The organism is Porphyrobacter sp. MBR-49 (assembly GCF_053628655.1).
In genome coordinates, this window is record NZ_JBRJGU010000007.1 from 114,377 (window position 1) to 130,386 (window position 16,010).

A 16,010-nucleotide genomic window follows, 5' to 3' on the forward strand; every position below is an offset into this window, starting at 1 on the left:
CATCCCGGCGCGCGGTTCAAGACCCGCCGCGCCGATGGGGTGTGCAGAACGGCGCTAGGTGTTGGCGTCAGCCCGCCCGCACCCGGCCAAGGAAGCCGCGCACCTGATCGCTGAGATGCACAGCTTGCGCTTCCAGTTCGTTGGCGCTGAGCAACACCTGGCTCGCCGCTGCGCCGGTTGAGAGCGACAATTGCCGCACGTCTTCGATATGGCCCGCGACCTTTTCGGTGCCGCGCGCGGCCAGATCAATGCTTTGCGCCAGATCGCGGCCCGCGACCGATTGCTGATCGACCGCACTGGCGATTGATACGGCGGTGGATTCGAGTTCCTTGACCTGCCCCGCGATCGAACGCAGCGCCTTGACGCTGGCGCCGGTGGTCGATTGCATTGCGCGGATCTGTTCGGCGACCTTGTCGGTGGCGCGGCTGGTCTGCATCGCGAGTTCCTTGACCTCGCTGGCGACCACCGCGAAGCCGCGGCCCGCCTCTCCCCCGCGCGCCGCTTCGATCGATGCGTTGAGCGCGAGCAGGTTGGTGCGCTGTGCGATGGTCTGGATCAGTTCGACGATCTGGCCGACTTCCTCTGCCGATGCGGCCAGCGCCGAGATGGTTTCATCGGCCTCCCCGGTCGCTTCGTTCGCCAGCCGGGCAAGTTCGCTTGACGAAGCTGCCTGACGGCTGATTTCGCTGATCGAGAGGGCAAATTCATCGCTGGCGGCGGCGGCGGCAGTGGCGCCGGCGTTGGCTTCGTCCATCGACACGGCAACGTCATTGGTGCGGCGGCTGGCTTCTTCGGCGCTGCTGGCCATGCGGGTGGCGGTGGTGTGGAGCTGGCTGGAGGCGGCGGCTACACCGCTTACGACATCGCCCACGGTGCGTTCGAACTGGCGCGCGACATCATCCAGCAACGCGGCTTTGCGCGCTTCGGCCTCAACCCGTTCGCGTTCGCGATCCTGTTGCAATTGCAGTTCCAGTTCGGCCTTTTCCGACCGTTCACGCGCCCATGTCTCCAGCCGCTTGCTCGCCCGTTTGAACAGATCGAGCGCGCGGATCATTGCGCCGATTTCGTCGGTGCGATCCTCGCCCTTGATGGCGAAGTCCCGGTCGCCATTGGCAAGCCGGGTCATCGCTTCGGTAATTTCAACGATCTTGCGCGAGAAATCACGCGACAGATAGGCCAAGCCCATCAGCAGCACTACGCAGCCCAGCAACGCCAGCACACCCGCAATCATCACCATGTTGAAGAAGTAGGTGATCCCGGCCGCTTCCTGCGCTTGCGCGCGCGCGGTCAGGTCGGCGGTTAGTTGCGCGCTGACTGCGGCCAGAGCATCGCCTTGCGCGGCGACCTGCGCGGCGGCTGCATTGGCGCTCGTGCCGCCGCGTACCGCATCATGCGCGCGCGTATAACCAGCGCGGAAATCGTCGAGACCGCTGCGCAGGGCGATGATGCGTGGCTGCAATTCGGTGTCATCGCCCGCAACCATTGCTTCGATTGCAGCGACCTGCGCTGCGACCGCGATTTCGCTTTCGCGTTGCTGTTCGAGCAGGGGAGCGCTGCGGTCGTAGAGCGCGCGCAGCGATTGGTAGCGCATGTCCTGCGTTGCCGATTGCAAAGCGCCCGCTGCGATTACCGTGTCCTGCACCTGCGCCGCGCTTTGATAGCGGTTCCACAATTCGCCAAGGCCGATGCCGATCACCAGCGACATGATCACGCCGACAGCAAGGAAGCTTCCGAAGATCGCGTTGACCTTGTTCGACAGCGACAGATTGCGGAACCATGAGAAACGCTCCAGCAAGGTTTCGCTGCCCGTTGGTGCTTCGCTTACGTCAGGGTTGCCCGCATCTTCGATACCGAAATCGGCCCTGAGTTCGCGCACAAAGTCGGGAACGGCCTGTTCCTCGCTGCGCTCCTGCAGGCTCATCATGTTCATTGCGTAATTCCCCGGGGTTCTTGACCAAACAATTGTGAAGGAAAATCCTTTCCAAATGCTTGATCCAGCCAGCGCGCGCCTGCCGTTAACGCGCTTTGCGCTGCGCCGGGGCCTGCCACGTCACGATGATCTGGAATGGTCGGATAATGCGTTGAGGAATTCCTGCACCTGCAGGCGCAGGGTTGCTGCCTGAGCATCAAGACTGGTGGCGCTGGACAGCACCTGCTGCGCTGCCGATCCAGTCGAAAGCGCCATGTTGCGCACACCATCAATATGGGCGGCGACCTTCTCGGTTCCGCGCGCCGCAAGGTCGATGCTGCGGGCAAGGTCATGCCCGGCGACCGACTGCTGATCGACCGCGCTGGCGATCGATACCGAGGTGGTTTCCAATTGCTGGATCTGGCGGGCAATATCGCGCAGTGCGTTGACGCTGGCGCCGGTGGTCGATTGCATTGCGCGGATCTGTTCCGCGACCTTGTCAGTGGCTCGGCTGGTCTGCATCGCGAGTTCCTTGACCTCGCTTGCCACCACCGCAAATCCGCGTCCGGCCTCGCCTCCGCGCGCGGCCTCGATCGAGGCGTTGAGCGCGAGCAGATTGGTGCGCTGGGCAATCGACTGGATCAATTCGACGATCTGGCCGACTTCCTGCGCCGAGGCTGAAAGTGCGCCAATGGTGCTGTCTGCCTGAAGCGCCGAAACGCCGGCTGCCCGCGCGAGTTCGGCTGAGGAGGCGGCCTGACGGCTGATTTCGCCGATCGACATGGCGAATTCATCGCTCGCGGCGGCGGCGGCGGTCGCGCCAATATTGGCGTCCTCGATTGAAGCGGCAACTTCGCCGGTGCGCTGGCTGGTGTCTTCGGCGGTTGTTGCCATCATCGTGGCGGTCGATTGCAACTGACTGGAGGCCGCAACCACGCTGGTCACAACCTCTCCGACGGTGCGTTCGAACTGGTCAGCCAGCCCGTTCACCACCCGTTCGCGCTCCAGCTGGGCTTCGTGTTGCTGCACCTGCAGCCGGGTCTGTTCATCGCGTTCGGCGCGCGCACGCACGGCCTGTTCGCGGCTGAGCCGTTCGAGCTGCAACGCCGCGCTGTGGAACACTTCCATCGCCCGCGCCATTTCACCGATTTCGTCCTGCCGATGCTGGCCGCTGATGGCGATGTTCTTGCCGCCAGAGGCAAGGATTGTCATTTGCGACGCCATCGACTTCAGCATCCCGCCCACGTTGCGCTTGAAATAACGCTGCGCGATCAGTGTCAGCAGGGTGAGCACGATTGCCAATGCGATCCACATGGACAGCAGGGTGGTGATCAGCGCGGCGCCGGAATCGGACATCGCCGCCGCATCATCGCCCAGCATCTGTGCAAGGTCAGTGCCCGCCGCCACCACTGCCGCGCCGCTGGCGGCGATGGCGGCTGTCTGGCGCTGGCGTTGCTGCGCGCTGGCGGTGTCAGGATCGAAGGCGGTGATCTGACCATCAAGGTCAGCCACGCCGCTGCGCAATACAGCCAGCCGTTCATGACCATCGGCATTATCAGCCGCCAACGCTTGCGACAGCATATCAATGCACGCTTTCGCCTCGTTCAGCGCAGCGCCCGCCGCGCGGGCTCGGGCATCGCTGGGGCGGATCGTGAGCATTTCGGCATGGCGCTGCGCCTGGCTCAGTTGCACCAGCGTCCGTTCGGCCTTGAGCGCCTGATCATGGGTGCTGCGGATGATTTCGGCGCGCTCGCCCAGTTCGACATAGCCAACAATCACGAACAGTCCGGCAATCAGCGCAAGGCCAAGGTTGGCGCTGAAAAACAGCGTGATCTTGCCGCCGAGGTTGAGCGCGTTGAACCAGCGCTGGAGGCGGCCCGTGGGGGCATTGGGCGTGTCCGTGCCCTCCGGCGCTCTGCCAGCCCGTTCGGCTGCGATGTTCATGGCCATGTCCTGCAGCGCGGTCATGCCGCCTGCTCGTCATCGTTGGCGTTTTCGGCGTTCTGAGCCGCGATCAGGAGGTCGATTTCCGTCGCGGGCATGGCGCGATAATACAGCCAGCCTTGGATCTGGTCGCACCCGGCCAGCCGCACGAGATTGGCCTGTTCCTCGGTTTCCACGCCTTCGGCGGTTACGCCCATGTTGAGTGCGCGGGCGAGTGCGATTGATGACAGCATCATCGCCCGGCTGGCATCATCCACCCCGGCGAGTTCGACCAGGCTGCGGTCAAGTTTCAGTTTTTCAAACCGGAACCGCCGCAGGAACCCGATCGAGGCATAGCCGGTGCCGAAATCATCGAGCGCGATCTGCACCCCGAACGACCGGATCACATCAAGCGTGCGTTCGGCCACCACCGGATCAAGCACGAGGCAGGTTTCGGTGACTTCCAGTTCAAGCTGCGGCGGCGGAAAACCGGTTTCTTCCAGCACTTCGCCCAGCTTGATCGGAAATTCGGGATTGCGCAGCTGCTCTGCGGAAACATTGACTGATAGCGATATTTCGCCCCAGCGCATCGCGTCGCACACCGCCTGACGCAGCACCCATTGGCCAAGCGGATTGATCAGCCCGGATTCTTCGGCCACCGGAATGAATATATTCGGGCCAAGGGGTGATCGATCCCCGCGATCCCAGCGCAGCAACGCCTCCACCGCGACGATCCGGCCAGTCTCGGCATTGACCAGCGGCTGGTAGGCGACGTGGAATTCGCCGTTCGCAATCCCGATGCGAATCTCGTCCTCGATCTCGCGCATGCGTTCGCGGCAGCGGTCGAAGCCTTCATTGAACCATGTGGTGCGCATCTTGCCGCTGCGTTTGGACATATACATCGCCACATCGGCCCGGCGGAGCATTTCCGATGAAGGCAGGCGCTGCGCGGCGGTGCTGCGGGTCAGGCCGATGCTGGCCCCCACCGCAATATGGAGGTGCCCGACCTCAACCGGCGTGCCCATCTGTTCCAGTAAGGTGCGGCAAATGCCTTCAAGGATCGTGCCTGCGACCTTGCCCGACATCACAACCGCAAATTCATCGCCGCCCAGCCGGTAACAGCGCGCCTCGTCACTGCACACCGTGCAGACCATTTGCGCGCATCGTTCGATCAACTGATCGCCAACGGCATGGCCGTAATGGTCGTTGACCTGCTTGAAGCTGTCGAGATCGATCATCGCCAGCGCCACTTCCTCGCTGCCTTGCGAGGCGGCCTGAATGTCTTCATGCAGCGCATGGCGATTGGGCAGGCCGGTCAGCGGATCGGTGATCGCCCGCGTTTCAAGCGCGCGGATATTGGCGATGCCGCTGCACCCCAGAACGACGATGGTCGCCGCATAGACGAGGATTGCGGAGATGATCAGCGCGCCGTGCGACACGATCACGATCCGTTCGTTGAAACTGATCGCCAGCATGATCAGCCCGGTCACGACGCTGATCACGCCGAGCGGGATCACCACCAGCGCGGTGGGCGTTAATCGCAATGAGGGTGATGCTGCGAACACGATAGCTGCTTTCCCGAAGATCGCGGTCTGAACGCCGCCATTTGGAAAATCGTGCTAAACGACATCGGCTAACGAAGGGTAAAGCTGCGGCTCAGGCTGTTTTGCGCAAGGCCGATGCCTGCTGGTGCGAAAGCGGCTCGAAAAAGCTCGCGCGGCGTGCGTATGGCACGAACCTGTCGGTCTGGCCGATAACGGTTTCACCCGCGCCCAGCATCAGGAAACCGTCGGGAGCCACCGCATCGGCCAGACGGGCAAAGGCTTCGCCGCGGGTATCCCGATCGAAATAGAGCAGCACATTGCGGCACAGCACCAGATCAAACGGCATCCGGCCGGGGTGGAGGCCAAGCACGTTGTGCTGACGGAAACGCACCATCCGCCGCGCCTCTTCGCCAATCTGCCAGCCGCGCGGTGTTTCGTCGAAATGGCGCAGCATCTGGGTGACGCCCAGCCCGCGCTGCACTTCGAACTGGCTGTAAAGCCCGCTGCGCGCGGCGCTGACCGCGCGGTGGGAGACATCGGTGCCGAAGATGTCGATGTTCCACCCGTCCCAGCGGTCTTTCTGATCCACGAACAGCATCGCCATCGAATAGGCTTCCTGCCCGGTCGAACAGCCCGCCGACCAGATCGACAGACGGCGGCAATCGCGCCGCCGCTCGGCCAGTTCGGGCAGGATTTCCGCTGGCAGCTGGTCAAAGGTCGGCTTGTCGCGGAAGAAATAGGTTTCGTTGTTGAGCAGCGCCTCGACCACATCCTGCGACAGATCGGGGCTTTCCGGCCCCGGCCCCGTCCGCGGCGCGGCGAGCAGGCATACCAACTGATCGACATTGCTGATGCCGTGTTCGCGGAAAATCCCGGCGAGCGCCGAATTGACCCGCCAGCGGCGGCTTTCGGTGAGGTGCTGGCCGGTGCGTGCGGCAAGCAGATCGGCAATGATCTGGTGCGAGGCTTCGCTGACTTCCATCGGCTGGCTCTACCGCAGCACTGCAGCGCTGGGCGCGGTTGCATGGGCCATCACCGCTTCGCCAAGCCGTTCGGGCGCAGCGATCAGGCTGGCCAGCCCCGCACGCGCAACCGCGCCGGGCATCCCCCATACCGCGCTGCTTTCGGCATCCTGCGCGTAGATAGTGCCGCCCGCATCGACCAGCGCCTGCGCGCCGATCACCCCATCGCGGCCCATGCCCGACAGGATTACGCCAAGCGCCTGAGCATCGCAGGCCTCTGCAAGACTGGAGAGCATCGGATCGACCGAGGGCATACACCCGCTCGCCACCGGTTTCGAACACAGCCGGGTGGTCAACCGCTCTCCGCCGCGACGCACCAGCATATGGCCATGCCCCGGCGCGATGATGATACGGCCGGGGCGGATATCCAGCCCGTCCTCGGCAATGTCAGCCGGGCGTCCGCAAGCGGTTTCGACCTGGCGGACAAACACCGGGATGAACGAGGATGGCAGGTGCTGAGTGATCAGGATCGGCAGGTCAAACTCCGGGGTCAGTTGCCGCAGCATCAGGCCAAGCGCGTGGATGCCGCCGGTTGATGCGCCAATGGCGATCACCTTGGCCCGCCTGCTGCGCTGCGCAAGTCCGGGACGCGCGAATGACGGCTCACGGTGCGGAGCGGGCGTGCTGGCCCGGTCGGCTGCCCGCGACCCCAGTGCCCGGATCTTGCCCAGCAATTGCGCGCGGTAATCTTCGGTAAAGCCGCCGGGCCGGGGTTTGAGCAGGGTGTCAGCCGCGCCCATCGACAGCGCGGCGAGCGTGTGTTCGGCCCCGTCGACCGTCAGCGATGATACCACCAGCACCTGCGGCGCGGCAGGCGTGGCGAGGATCGCGGGCAAAGCGCGCAAGCCGCCCATTCCGGGCATTTCCAGATCAAGCAGCACCAAATCGGCCGGTTGGGTTTTGAGCTGCACCAGCGCGCTTTCGCCGCTGCTGGCGGTGCCGACAATCACCATCGCCGGATCACTTTCGACCATCCGTTTGAAGACCGTGCGGACGGTCAGCGAATCATCGACGATCATCACCCGGATCGCAGACGCCGATCCGGGGCGGACGAGCAGGCGTTCCGGGTCTGATTGCGCGCTACCGGTCTTGATGGGCCGCGGACTGGCGGACAGGCGAGTCACGCAAACCCGACAAGCTGCAGTTTGATCTGGAGCGTTTCGTGATCGAACGGCTTCATCACATATTCGTCCGCGCCCGCCTGAATTGCTTCGCGGATATGTGCCACATCATTTTCGGTGGTGCAGAACACCACCTTGGGCGCATCGCCGCCGGGGCGTGTGCGCAAGTGGGAGAGGAATTCAATCCCGGTCATTACCGGCATATTCCAATCAAGCAGGACGACATCGGGCATGCCAGCTTCGCACGCATCAAGCGCGATTCTGCCGTTTTCGGCTTCTTCCACGGCAAATCCGAGGGTTTCGAGAATATGTCGCGAAACCTTCCGGATCACCCGGGAATCATCGACGATGAGGCATGTTTTCATGGCGATTCCTGCGGTTGAAATCATAATTCTAAGGTCAGTTGGTAAGCATAGGATTAAAGCACGCTACGAACGCACGCGTCCGATCACCTGTGAAAAACGCATTACGCCGCCTCGGCCTCGTGCCGCAGGGCGTCCGGCCCGGCGATCAGGGCCGACAGGTCGATCAGCAGGGCCGGGCCGGTCAGCGTTTCGATCATGCCGGTGGCGACCCGCGACCATTGCGCGCCGAACCCGCCGGGCACCTGACCCGGTTCACCGATTGCCGTGGTGATGTCCTCAATCTGATCAACCTTTAGGGCATAGGCATGGCCGCCTTCGGCAACGACCGCGGCGCGGACATCGGTGGGCCATGCGTGCTGCACCAGACCCAGCGCAAGCCGGCAATCAATCACCGTCAGCGCCTGCGAACGTAGCGCGGTGATTCCGGCGATGTGCGCAGGCGCGCGCGGGATCGGGGTGACGGTGCCGATTTCGATCACCGATTTCACATCGAGCGCGCTCAAAGCACAGCGGCGACCTGCGATCTGCACGATAACAAGCAGTTGGTTGGTCATGCGCGGCCTCCCGGGCGATGGGCAAATCGGGCTGCGGATGTCAGCGCGGATAGCAGGGCGTCGCGGTCGTAACGATAGATGGTGTCACTTCCTGCGGTTGCTTCGGGGCGATCACGCAGGCGGATCACCGGGCCGGTCAACCCACGGCCCAGCGCCTCGGCAGCTTCGAACACTTCGTCGAACACGATCGCGATGGTGTGCGGATCGGCGGATTCGGGCGGCACGATCTCGTAACCCGCCGATGTCACCAGCGGGGCAAGTATAGTGCGCGCCCAGTCATCGGCAGGCAGGCTGCACTGCGGACGTCCTGCGGCAACCGGCGGCTCGCCGAAACGCGCGAACAGTTCGTGCGCATCGATCAGCGTCACCGGCTGGCCATCGACCAGCGTGACCGCTTCGGCGAGCGGATCATCGGGCACGGGGATCAGCGGCCCGGCAAGTTCAACCGCGTCTTCCACCTGCTGCACCGCGACCAGCAGTTCGCACGCGCCGTCGCTCAGGCGCAGCAGCCGCACACGTCCGGTATTTCCTGGTGCGGGAACGGCTGTGTCAGGCAGGTCGATCAACGGCAGGATCAATCCGTCGATCACCACCCTTGGGCGCGGGCCAGAACAATCAATCGCGCTGACTGGCGCGGTTTCGATCCGCTGCACCAGTTCAAGTCGCACGGCGGAACGGCGGCCATTGCAATCGGTGAACAGCATCGCGCGTGGCAGTGCGTGCGCCGGTTTGGCGGCTTCATCGGCCACCGGTTGCAGCACGCGGGCGCGCCCATCGGACACCAGATCATGCGCAGCAGCGATGTTGGCAACATCCAGCAACAGCACCGGCTGGCCATCATCCAGCAGCGTCGATCCGGCATAGAGGCCCGATTTCATCACTGCGGGCGCCAGCGGCTTGACCACCAGATCGCCGTGATTGTGAATGCCGTCCACCGCCAGCGCGAACAGATCACCGCTCGCTAGCCGCAGCATTACCAGCGTGGGATCGCGCGCGGCGTCGGCGCTGGTATCAAGGCCCAGCACATCGGCCAGCATCAGGCTCGGCACGCGGTTGCCGCGAAAGGTGATCAGCGCGGTTTCGCCCATGTGGCTCAGATCAAGCGCCGTGGTCGAAGCCTGCACGATTTCTTCGACATAGCTCTGCGGGATGGCAAACCGCTGCCCGCTGACCTCCACCGTCAGCCCGGCGATAATGCTTAAGGTGAGCGGGATTTGCAGCGTGAACAGGGTGCCGTGGCCCGGCTGGCTTGATACCTTTATGCTGCCGCCGACCTTTTCCAGGTTCTGGCGCACCACATCCAGCCCGACCCCGCGCCCGGAGACATTGCTGACGACCTCGGCGGTGGAAAAGCCGGGTTCGAAAATCAGGTTGAGGATCTTGTCGCGGCTCATCGCGCTGCGTTCTGCGGCGGTGATCAATCCGGTGGCGATGGCCTTGGCGGCGATGCGGTCTTCATCCAGCCCGTGCCCGTCATCGCTGATCACGATGGCGATGGTGTTGCCCGATTGCCGCGCCGCGATGGCGAGCAGGCCAATCTCGCGCTTGCCATTGGCAAGGCGGGCGGAGGGTGGTTCGATCCCGTGGTCGATGGCATTGCGGATGATGTGGGTCAGCGGGTCGCGGATCGTCTCGATCATCTCGCGGTCGAGTTCAACGTCGCCGCCGTCGAGATCGACCATCACCTGCTTGCCGAGTTCCGCCGAAAGATCGCGCACCAGCCGGGGCATCGCGCTGAACAGGGTTTCGATCCGCTGCATCCGCATCCGGGTGATCGCATCGCGGACATCGGACAGGATCGTGGTGAGGCGTTCGAACGGGCCATCAATGGTCGGCTGATTGCCAGCCTGCCGCAGCCGGTGGGCCAGATCATTGCGCGCCAGCACCATATCGGACACGCCGCTCATCACCCGGTCGAGCAGTTCGACCGGCAGGCGGATGGTGCGTTGCGAGGCAGGATCAGCGCGGCGAGCAGGGGTTGCGGCTTCTTCCACACTCTCGATCAACGCGCTGGCCGGAGCGTGCAGACGTGGGCTTGACCCCTGCTTGACCGCGCTTGCCCCGTCCTCGCCCGATGTTTCACGTGAAACATTGACCGCGTCGATCAGCGCCTGATCGCCGCCGTCGGGGTCTGCATTGCTGATGTCCTCACCCGCTTCGATGGCGTCAACCATCTGGGCGATCCGATCAATAATGGCGAGCACGGCGGAGACCATCTGCGGGTCAGGATCGCGCCTTCCGGCACGGCAATCGGCCAATGCGTCCTCGGCCGCGTGACTGAGGGCAGCAAGCCGGGGAAAGTCGAAAAACCCGCAATTGCCCTTTACCGTATGGACGAAGCGGAAGATCGTATCCAGCCGCGCGCGATCGGCCGGATCAGCCTCCCAGGCGACGATTTCGCCGCTTGAAGCCTCCAGCATTTCACGGGTCTCGGCGATGAATTCCGCCAGCAGATCATCCATGTATTTCGCGCCCTTTTGTCTTTCAGGACACGTTATGCGCAGAGTTGGTTAATAATGGCCTAGCGCGCCGCCCATGCCGGCGCGCGTTGTGCGAAGATGTAACGCACGATCAGCACCGCAGACACCGCGCCGAACAGATTGGCGGCGAGTTCAGCGGTGTAGATCGCCGCGCTGCCCATCCCCGGCTGCATGATCAGCGCCACCGGCAGCATCACCAGAAACACCCGCGCCACCGATTGCACCAGCGCGAAAGCCGCCTTGTCGACCGCGTTCATGATGCCATTGCCAACGATCAGCAGCCCGAACCCGGCATAGCCCCATGCCGCGATTTCCAGATAGAGCGCGAATTCGGCGATCACCGCCGGATCATCGGTGAACAAACGCGCAAATTGTTCGCCCGCGAAGACCATGGCAATTGCCACCACCAGCCCCCACAGCACACAGAATCCCGCCGCCCACAGCGCCGCCTCGCGCGCCCGGTCAATCCGGCCCGCGCCCCAATTCTGCCCGACAATCCCGCCAATCGCGCCCGACAATCCGAGCAGCGGGACGATCACGAAGCTTTGCAGCCGCCCTGCCGCGCCGAACCCGGCAACCGCCGCCTCGCCCTCCAGCGCCGCCAGTGCGGTCAGGATCGACAGGCCAAGCGGGTTGATCGCGTTCGAGAATGCTGCGGGCAGTGCGACCTTGGTGATCGCCTTGGCCGATTCAATCAGTCTGCATTCCCGCACCAGCGCGATGCTGAACGGCAGCGCGGTGTCGCGGATCAACCACAGGGCAACCACCACCCCGATCCCCCAGCCGATCACCGAAGCATAGGCCGCGCCTGCCATACCGAATCCGTCGAAGCCGAAGACGCCGGTAATCAGCAGCGGATCGAGCACCCAGTTGGCGGCGGCATAGGTGATGCTGATCGTGCTCGTCCGCCGCGCCTCGCCCTGTCCGCGCAGCACGCCGTTGAAACCCATGATGATCAGGATCAGCGGAAAGCCCACCGCATAGGGCTGCATATAGGCGCGGATCAGCGGCATCAGATGTGCAGGCGCATTCATCGCGGCGAAGATCGGGTCGATCAGCAGCCACAGCGCGGCCCCCATCAATGCGCCGCAGCCAGCCGCAAACACGATCCCGAAATTGGCACGCCGCGCGGCCCGTTCATGATCGCCTTCGCCCAAGGCGCGGGCGACCACCGAATTGATCCCGACCATGATCCCGACGCCGAGCGAGGTGATCGCCACAGACACCGGAAAGATGAACGAAATCGCCGCCAAAGCATCGCGGCCCAGCTGGCCGATGAAAAACGCGTCCACAATCCCGATCGACATGATCGCCGCCACCCCGATCACCATCGGCATGGTCTGGCTGACAAGATGTCCGGGGATGCTGCCGCTGACCAGTTTGGCGGGTGATGATCCGGGCGCGTTCATGCCATTGCGGCGTAGCCTTGCCGCAGGCGGCTTGCAAAGCATTCCCTGTGCGTGCGATAGCAAACCCAAGGGCAGACGGAGAGGAATGACCGATGGCGACCCAGTTGAAACCCGGTATCGAATGCAGCAAGGAAGAATGGCAGGCACGGCTGGATCTGGCCGCGTGTTACCGCATCTTCGATCACCTTGGTTGGTCGGAATCGATCTACAATCACATTTCGTTAAAGGTGCCGGGGGAGGAAGATACCTTCCTGATCAACCCGTTCGGCCTGCTCTATAGCGAAGTGACCGCCAGCAATCTGGTCAAGATCGATGTCGAGGGCAACAATGTCGGCGGGTCGCCTTATATGGTGAACAAGGCGGGGTTCACCCAGCACGCCTATTTCCACAAGCATCTGGGCAGCCGCGCTGACGCGATCTGCCACGTCCACACCACCGCGACCATGGCGGTCGCCAGCCATAAGGACGGGCTGGTGCCGACCAATTTCTACGCCTGCAATTTCGAAGGGCAGATCGGCTATCACGACTTTGAAGGCGTGACCGTCCGCGCCGAAGAAGGCGAGCGGTTGGTGCGGAATCTGGGCAATCACACCATCCTGATGCTGCGCAATCATGGCCCGGTGGTGATGGACAAGACCATCCAGGGAATGTTCGTCAAAATGTGGGCGTTGCAACGCGCGTGTGAGATTCAGGTGGCGACGCTGAGCATGGGCAACCCCAATCTTGTCCCGCAAGCCGTGGTTGACGTGCACCAGCGTGACCTTGCCGTGATGAGCGGGCAGGGCGGGGCCGGGATGTTCGATTTCGAAGCGTGGAAGCGCCGGGTCGATAAAATCGACGACAGCTGGCGCCAGTAAGCCCGCTTACAGGAACCGCCCATGCCGCGCATGACCGTCAACGAACGGCCCGTTGAGTTCGACCTCGATCCCCGGATGCCGCTGCTCTATGCGCTGCGCGAGGCGATGAACCTTACCGGCACCAAGGCGTGTGGCGGCTCTGGCGGCGGCGGGGACTGCGGCGGAGCGTGCATGGTGCTGGTCGACGGGGTGGCGCTCAGATCATGCCGGATCACGCTGGCGGAGGCCGAAGGGCGGATCATCACCACGATCGAAGGGCTGTCGGCTGACCGGTCGCATCCGGTGCAACAGGCGATGGTGGCGCAGGCCGCGATCCAGTGCGGATATTGCACGCCGGGGATCGTCATTTCTGCCGCCGCATTGTTGCAACGCAACCCCGCGCCCACGCGCGAGGATATCGAGGCCGCAATCCCCAATATCTGCCGCTGCGGGGTCTATCCGCGATTGATCAAGGCGGTGGAACAGGCCGGGCGGGTGGCGCAGCGCCGCGAAAGCATCAGCGCCGCGCCCGCCCCCGGCATCAGCGCCGAAGATGCGGCGAAGGCCGTCCCCGCGCTGCGCGTGGTGGAAACCGAATAGGCATCAGAACCGCCCCGTGATGGTGAACCGCGCATTCAGCGGCGCGCCCACGGTCACTTCATTGGCGGTGTGGGCATTGGGGAAATAAAGTTCATCAAACAGGTTTTCGACGTTCACCTGCACCCGCACATTGTCTGACACGTCATAGAACGCGGCCAGATCGACGCGGGCGTAGGACGGCAGGGTTGCTGTGTTGCTGTTATCGGCAAAGCTATCATCCTGCGCGGTCAGCCCGAGCCCAAGACCAAGCCGGTCGGTCGCCTGAAAATTGTTCCAGATCGAAAACATGTGTTCAGGCAATTCGCGCACACGCAGACCGGTGGGGCCAGTGCGGCTTTGCTGCTTGCCATCGAGATAGGAATAGCCGGCCGAAAGGAACCACCAGTCAGTGACTTGCCCCTGTAATTGCGCTTCGAACCCGCGGATTTTGGAGTTGATCACGTCGAGCGTATCGGGATTGGTATCCGATACCTGCGGCGAGCTTTGCTCAATCTCGAACACTGCGCCGGTCAGGGCAAGGCCGGGGTAGATGTCCCACTTCACCCCCGCTTCGAGGTTGGAGAAGGTGTCCGGATCAAGCGCATCATTGGGCGGGTTGATGTCGGAAAACTGTTCGCCTGAACGCGGCAGGAAGCTCTCGGAATAGCTGGTGTAGATCGACAGGTTCGGCTGCGGTTTGAGGATCAGGCCGAAACGCGGGCTGACCTTGTCGTCAGTGCGGGTGCGCACCGCGCCGTTGCGGTTGTCGAGCACGGTGATGTCAAAAGAGTCAAACCGCGCGCCAACCACCACCCGTAGCCATTCGGCCAGCTTGATCTCGTCCTGAACATAGGCCGAGAAGACGGTGAGATCGGCTTCGGTATCATCATTCAGCGCGCTGAAGGCGACATTGGTTGTGCGTCCATCGGCCAGCGTGCCAACCCCGCCACGCAGGGCCAGCGGGCGCATCGCGGCAAAGAACTCCACATCGGCGCGGCGCCCATCGGCCACGGCGGTATCGAACACCGCGTTGAAGCGGTCATTATTGTTGCTGGTGTCGATAAACTCGCCGCCCACGATCAGGGTGTGGCCGATTTCGCCCGTGGCAAATTCGCCGATCAGATTGCCCGACAGCACCAGATTTTTGCGCTGGGTGGTGTCGACATAGCCATCAATCGCGACGACATTGGTGGCCGGATCAAAGCCGACCGGGAAGAAGTTTGCATAGGCCTTGTCGTAATCGCCCCACGACGCGGTGAGGTTGCCTTTGAGGCTATCGGAAAAGGCGTGCTGCACCGTGGCGCGCAACACATGCGCGGTGAAGGTGGAGAAGTTGTTGTCAGGATCGCCAAAGGTTATCCGCTTGAACGCGCGCACCGGACTGCCATCCGCGCCGGTGGGAATGCCGCGATCGACGAAGCGTTCGTGATCGACATATTCGTAGGACAAATCGATGGTGGTCGCCGTACCCAATTCGGCGCGGAAGGTTGGGTTGATGCCGATCTGCTCGCCATCAAAAAAGTCGCGGTGGTTGTTGAGGTCTTCGTAGGCGGCATTGATGCGCAGCGCCGAATTCTCGCTCGTTGCAAGGTTCACATCAGCCCAGATGTCAAACGCGCCAAAAGTATCGACCGAGCCGCGATAACCGACGAAGTTTTCGCCCACCACGCCTTTCTTTGTCACGCGGTTGAGGATGCCCCCGGTGCCGCCGCGCCCGAACAACAGCGCATTGGGCCCGCGCAGGATTTCGACCTGTTCAAGGTTATACAGACCGCGGAAATACTGAACATCATCGCGCACCCCGTCGACGAAGAAATCGGCGGTGGAGCGCACCCCGCGAAACACCACCGAATCGCGGTGGCCTTCACCCTGCGAATTGGTGACGCCGGGGGTGTAGAGTACGATGTCGCCGATGCTGTCGAAGCCCTGCCGCACGATCTGATCGGCAGTGGTGATCGACAGCGATTGCGGCACATCGATGATCGGGGTGGGGGATTTGAGCGCGTTGATCTGATTGGAATAGAGCACATCGCCTGTAACGATGATCTGCGGCCCACCTTCTGCGGCGGCGCTCTCGGTTGAGGCGGCAGCAGTCGGTGCGGTTTCGGCCAGCGCGGGGAATGCAATAGTGGCGCAGCTCAGCAGCAGACCAGCGCGAGCGAAGGAGTGAATCATTGAGTGCCTTTCCGTTGTCGCAGGCTAGCTATTGCAACTTATTCGCAATTACAACCGGAAAACAGAACTGCGATTGATAATCATCAAACTGTA

12 protein-coding genes are annotated in these 16,010 nt (G+C 63.0%); 2 read left to right on the forward strand and 10 right to left on the reverse strand.

What is annotated here, in order from left to right; translation table 11 throughout:
- Positions 1–67 precede the first annotated feature (67 nt).
- From ACSSV3_RS11340 to ACSSV3_RS11380, 9 genes are all read right to left on the reverse strand, one after another.
- Complete coding sequence (locus tag ACSSV3_RS11340; protein ID WP_354325500.1) at positions 68–1,930, reverse strand: methyl-accepting chemotaxis protein; 1,863 nt, start codon at positions 1,928–1,930, stop codon at positions 68–70.
- 120 nt (positions 1,931–2,050) lie between these two features.
- Complete coding sequence (locus tag ACSSV3_RS11345) at positions 2,051–3,877, reverse strand: methyl-accepting chemotaxis protein (protein ID WP_354325502.1); 1,827 nt, start codon at positions 3,875–3,877, stop codon at positions 2,051–2,053.
- Positions 3,874–5,376, reverse strand: coding sequence for a putative bifunctional diguanylate cyclase/phosphodiesterase (locus tag ACSSV3_RS11350; protein WP_354325504.1), 1,503 nt, complete (start codon positions 5,374–5,376; stop codon positions 3,874–3,876). Before ACSSV3_RS11350 ends, ACSSV3_RS11345 begins: the two co-directional genes overlap by 4 nt.
- Positions 5,377–5,488: 112 nt before the next feature.
- The gene (locus ACSSV3_RS11355; protein WP_354325506.1) at positions 5,489–6,358 is read right to left on the reverse strand and encodes a CheR family methyltransferase; all 870 of its coding nucleotides are present in this window, start codon (positions 6,356–6,358) and stop codon (positions 5,489–5,491) included.
- 9 nt (positions 6,359–6,367) lie between these two features.
- Positions 6,368–7,522 (reverse strand): chemotaxis-specific protein-glutamate methyltransferase CheB, encoded by a 1,155-nt coding sequence (gene cheB / locus ACSSV3_RS11360; RefSeq protein WP_354325507.1) that lies wholly within the window; start codon positions 7,520–7,522, stop codon positions 6,368–6,370.
- On the reverse strand, positions 7,519–7,884 hold the full coding sequence (locus tag ACSSV3_RS11365) for a response regulator (RefSeq protein ID WP_354325509.1): 366 nt from the start codon (positions 7,882–7,884) through the stop codon (positions 7,519–7,521). Before ACSSV3_RS11365 ends, cheB begins: the two co-directional genes overlap by 4 nt.
- 101 nt (positions 7,885–7,985) lie before the next feature.
- Positions 7,986–8,438 carry a chemotaxis protein CheW gene (locus tag ACSSV3_RS11370; RefSeq protein WP_354325511.1) on the reverse strand — a complete coding sequence of 151 codons (453 nt, stop codon included), beginning with the start codon at positions 8,436–8,438 and terminating at the stop codon, positions 7,986–7,988.
- A complete protein-coding gene (locus ACSSV3_RS11375) occupies positions 8,435–10,900 on the reverse strand; it encodes a chemotaxis protein CheA (protein WP_354325513.1) in 2,466 nt (821 codons plus the stop codon). The genes ACSSV3_RS11370 and ACSSV3_RS11375 overlap by 4 nt, the downstream gene beginning before the upstream one ends.
- Positions 10,901–10,959: 59 nt before the next feature.
- On the reverse strand, positions 10,960–12,327 hold the full coding sequence (locus ACSSV3_RS11380; RefSeq protein ID WP_354325515.1) for an MATE family efflux transporter: 1,368 nt from the start codon (positions 12,325–12,327) through the stop codon (positions 10,960–10,962).
- A gap of 92 nt (positions 12,328–12,419) precedes the next feature.
- On the opposite strand from ACSSV3_RS11380, the gene ACSSV3_RS11385 reads away from it, so the two are divergent.
- Both ACSSV3_RS11385 and ACSSV3_RS11390 read left to right on the forward strand, forming a co-directional pair.
- Positions 12,420–13,184, forward strand: coding sequence for a class II aldolase/adducin family protein (locus ACSSV3_RS11385; RefSeq protein ID WP_354325517.1), 765 nt, complete (start codon positions 12,420–12,422; stop codon positions 13,182–13,184).
- Positions 13,185–13,205: 21 nt separating this feature from the next.
- Positions 13,206–13,763, forward strand: a complete 558-nt coding sequence (locus ACSSV3_RS11390) for a (2Fe-2S)-binding protein (protein ID WP_354325519.1) — start codon at positions 13,206–13,208, stop codon at positions 13,761–13,763.
- A 3-nt stretch (positions 13,764–13,766) separates the two neighbouring features.
- On the opposite strand, the gene ACSSV3_RS11395 is transcribed toward ACSSV3_RS11390, so the two are convergent.
- Positions 13,767–15,917, reverse strand: a complete 2,151-nt coding sequence (locus tag ACSSV3_RS11395; protein WP_354325520.1) for a TonB-dependent receptor — start codon at positions 15,915–15,917, stop codon at positions 13,767–13,769.
- Between the last annotated feature and the right edge of the window lie 93 nt (positions 15,918–16,010).

Excerpts from the sequence above, each read along its gene's own strand:
- ACSSV3_RS11340 (WP_354325500.1), bottom strand. The coding sequence starts at position 1,930 with ATGAACATGATGAGCCTGCAGGAGCGCAGCGAGGAACAGGCCGTTCCC.
- ACSSV3_RS11345 (WP_354325502.1), bottom strand. The coding sequence starts at position 3,877 with ATGACCGCGCTGCAGGACATGGCCATGAACATCGCAGCCGAACGGGCT.
- ACSSV3_RS11355 (WP_354325506.1), bottom strand. The coding sequence starts at position 6,358 with ATGGAAGTCAGCGAAGCCTCGCACCAGATCATTGCCGATCTGCTTGCC.
- ACSSV3_RS11365 (WP_354325509.1), bottom strand. The coding sequence starts at position 7,884 with ATGAAAACATGCCTCATCGTCGATGATTCCCGGGTGATCCGGAAGGTT.
- ACSSV3_RS11370 (WP_354325511.1), bottom strand. The coding sequence starts at position 8,438 with ATGACCAACCAACTGCTTGTTATCGTGCAGATCGCAGGTCGCCGCTGT.
- ACSSV3_RS11375 (WP_354325513.1), bottom strand. The coding sequence starts at position 10,900 with ATGGATGATCTGCTGGCGGAATTCATCGCCGAGACCCGTGAAATGCTG.
- ACSSV3_RS11380 (WP_354325515.1), bottom strand. The coding sequence starts at position 12,327 with ATGAACGCGCCCGGATCATCACCCGCCAAACTGGTCAGCGGCAGCATC.
- ACSSV3_RS11385 (WP_354325517.1), top strand. The coding sequence starts at position 12,420 with ATGGCGACCCAGTTGAAACCCGGTATCGAATGCAGCAAGGAAGAATGG.
- ACSSV3_RS11390 (WP_354325519.1), top strand. The coding sequence starts at position 13,206 with ATGCCGCGCATGACCGTCAACGAACGGCCCGTTGAGTTCGACCTCGAT.
- ACSSV3_RS11395 (WP_354325520.1), bottom strand. The coding sequence starts at position 15,917 with ATGATTCACTCCTTCGCTCGCGCTGGTCTGCTGCTGAGCTGCGCCACT.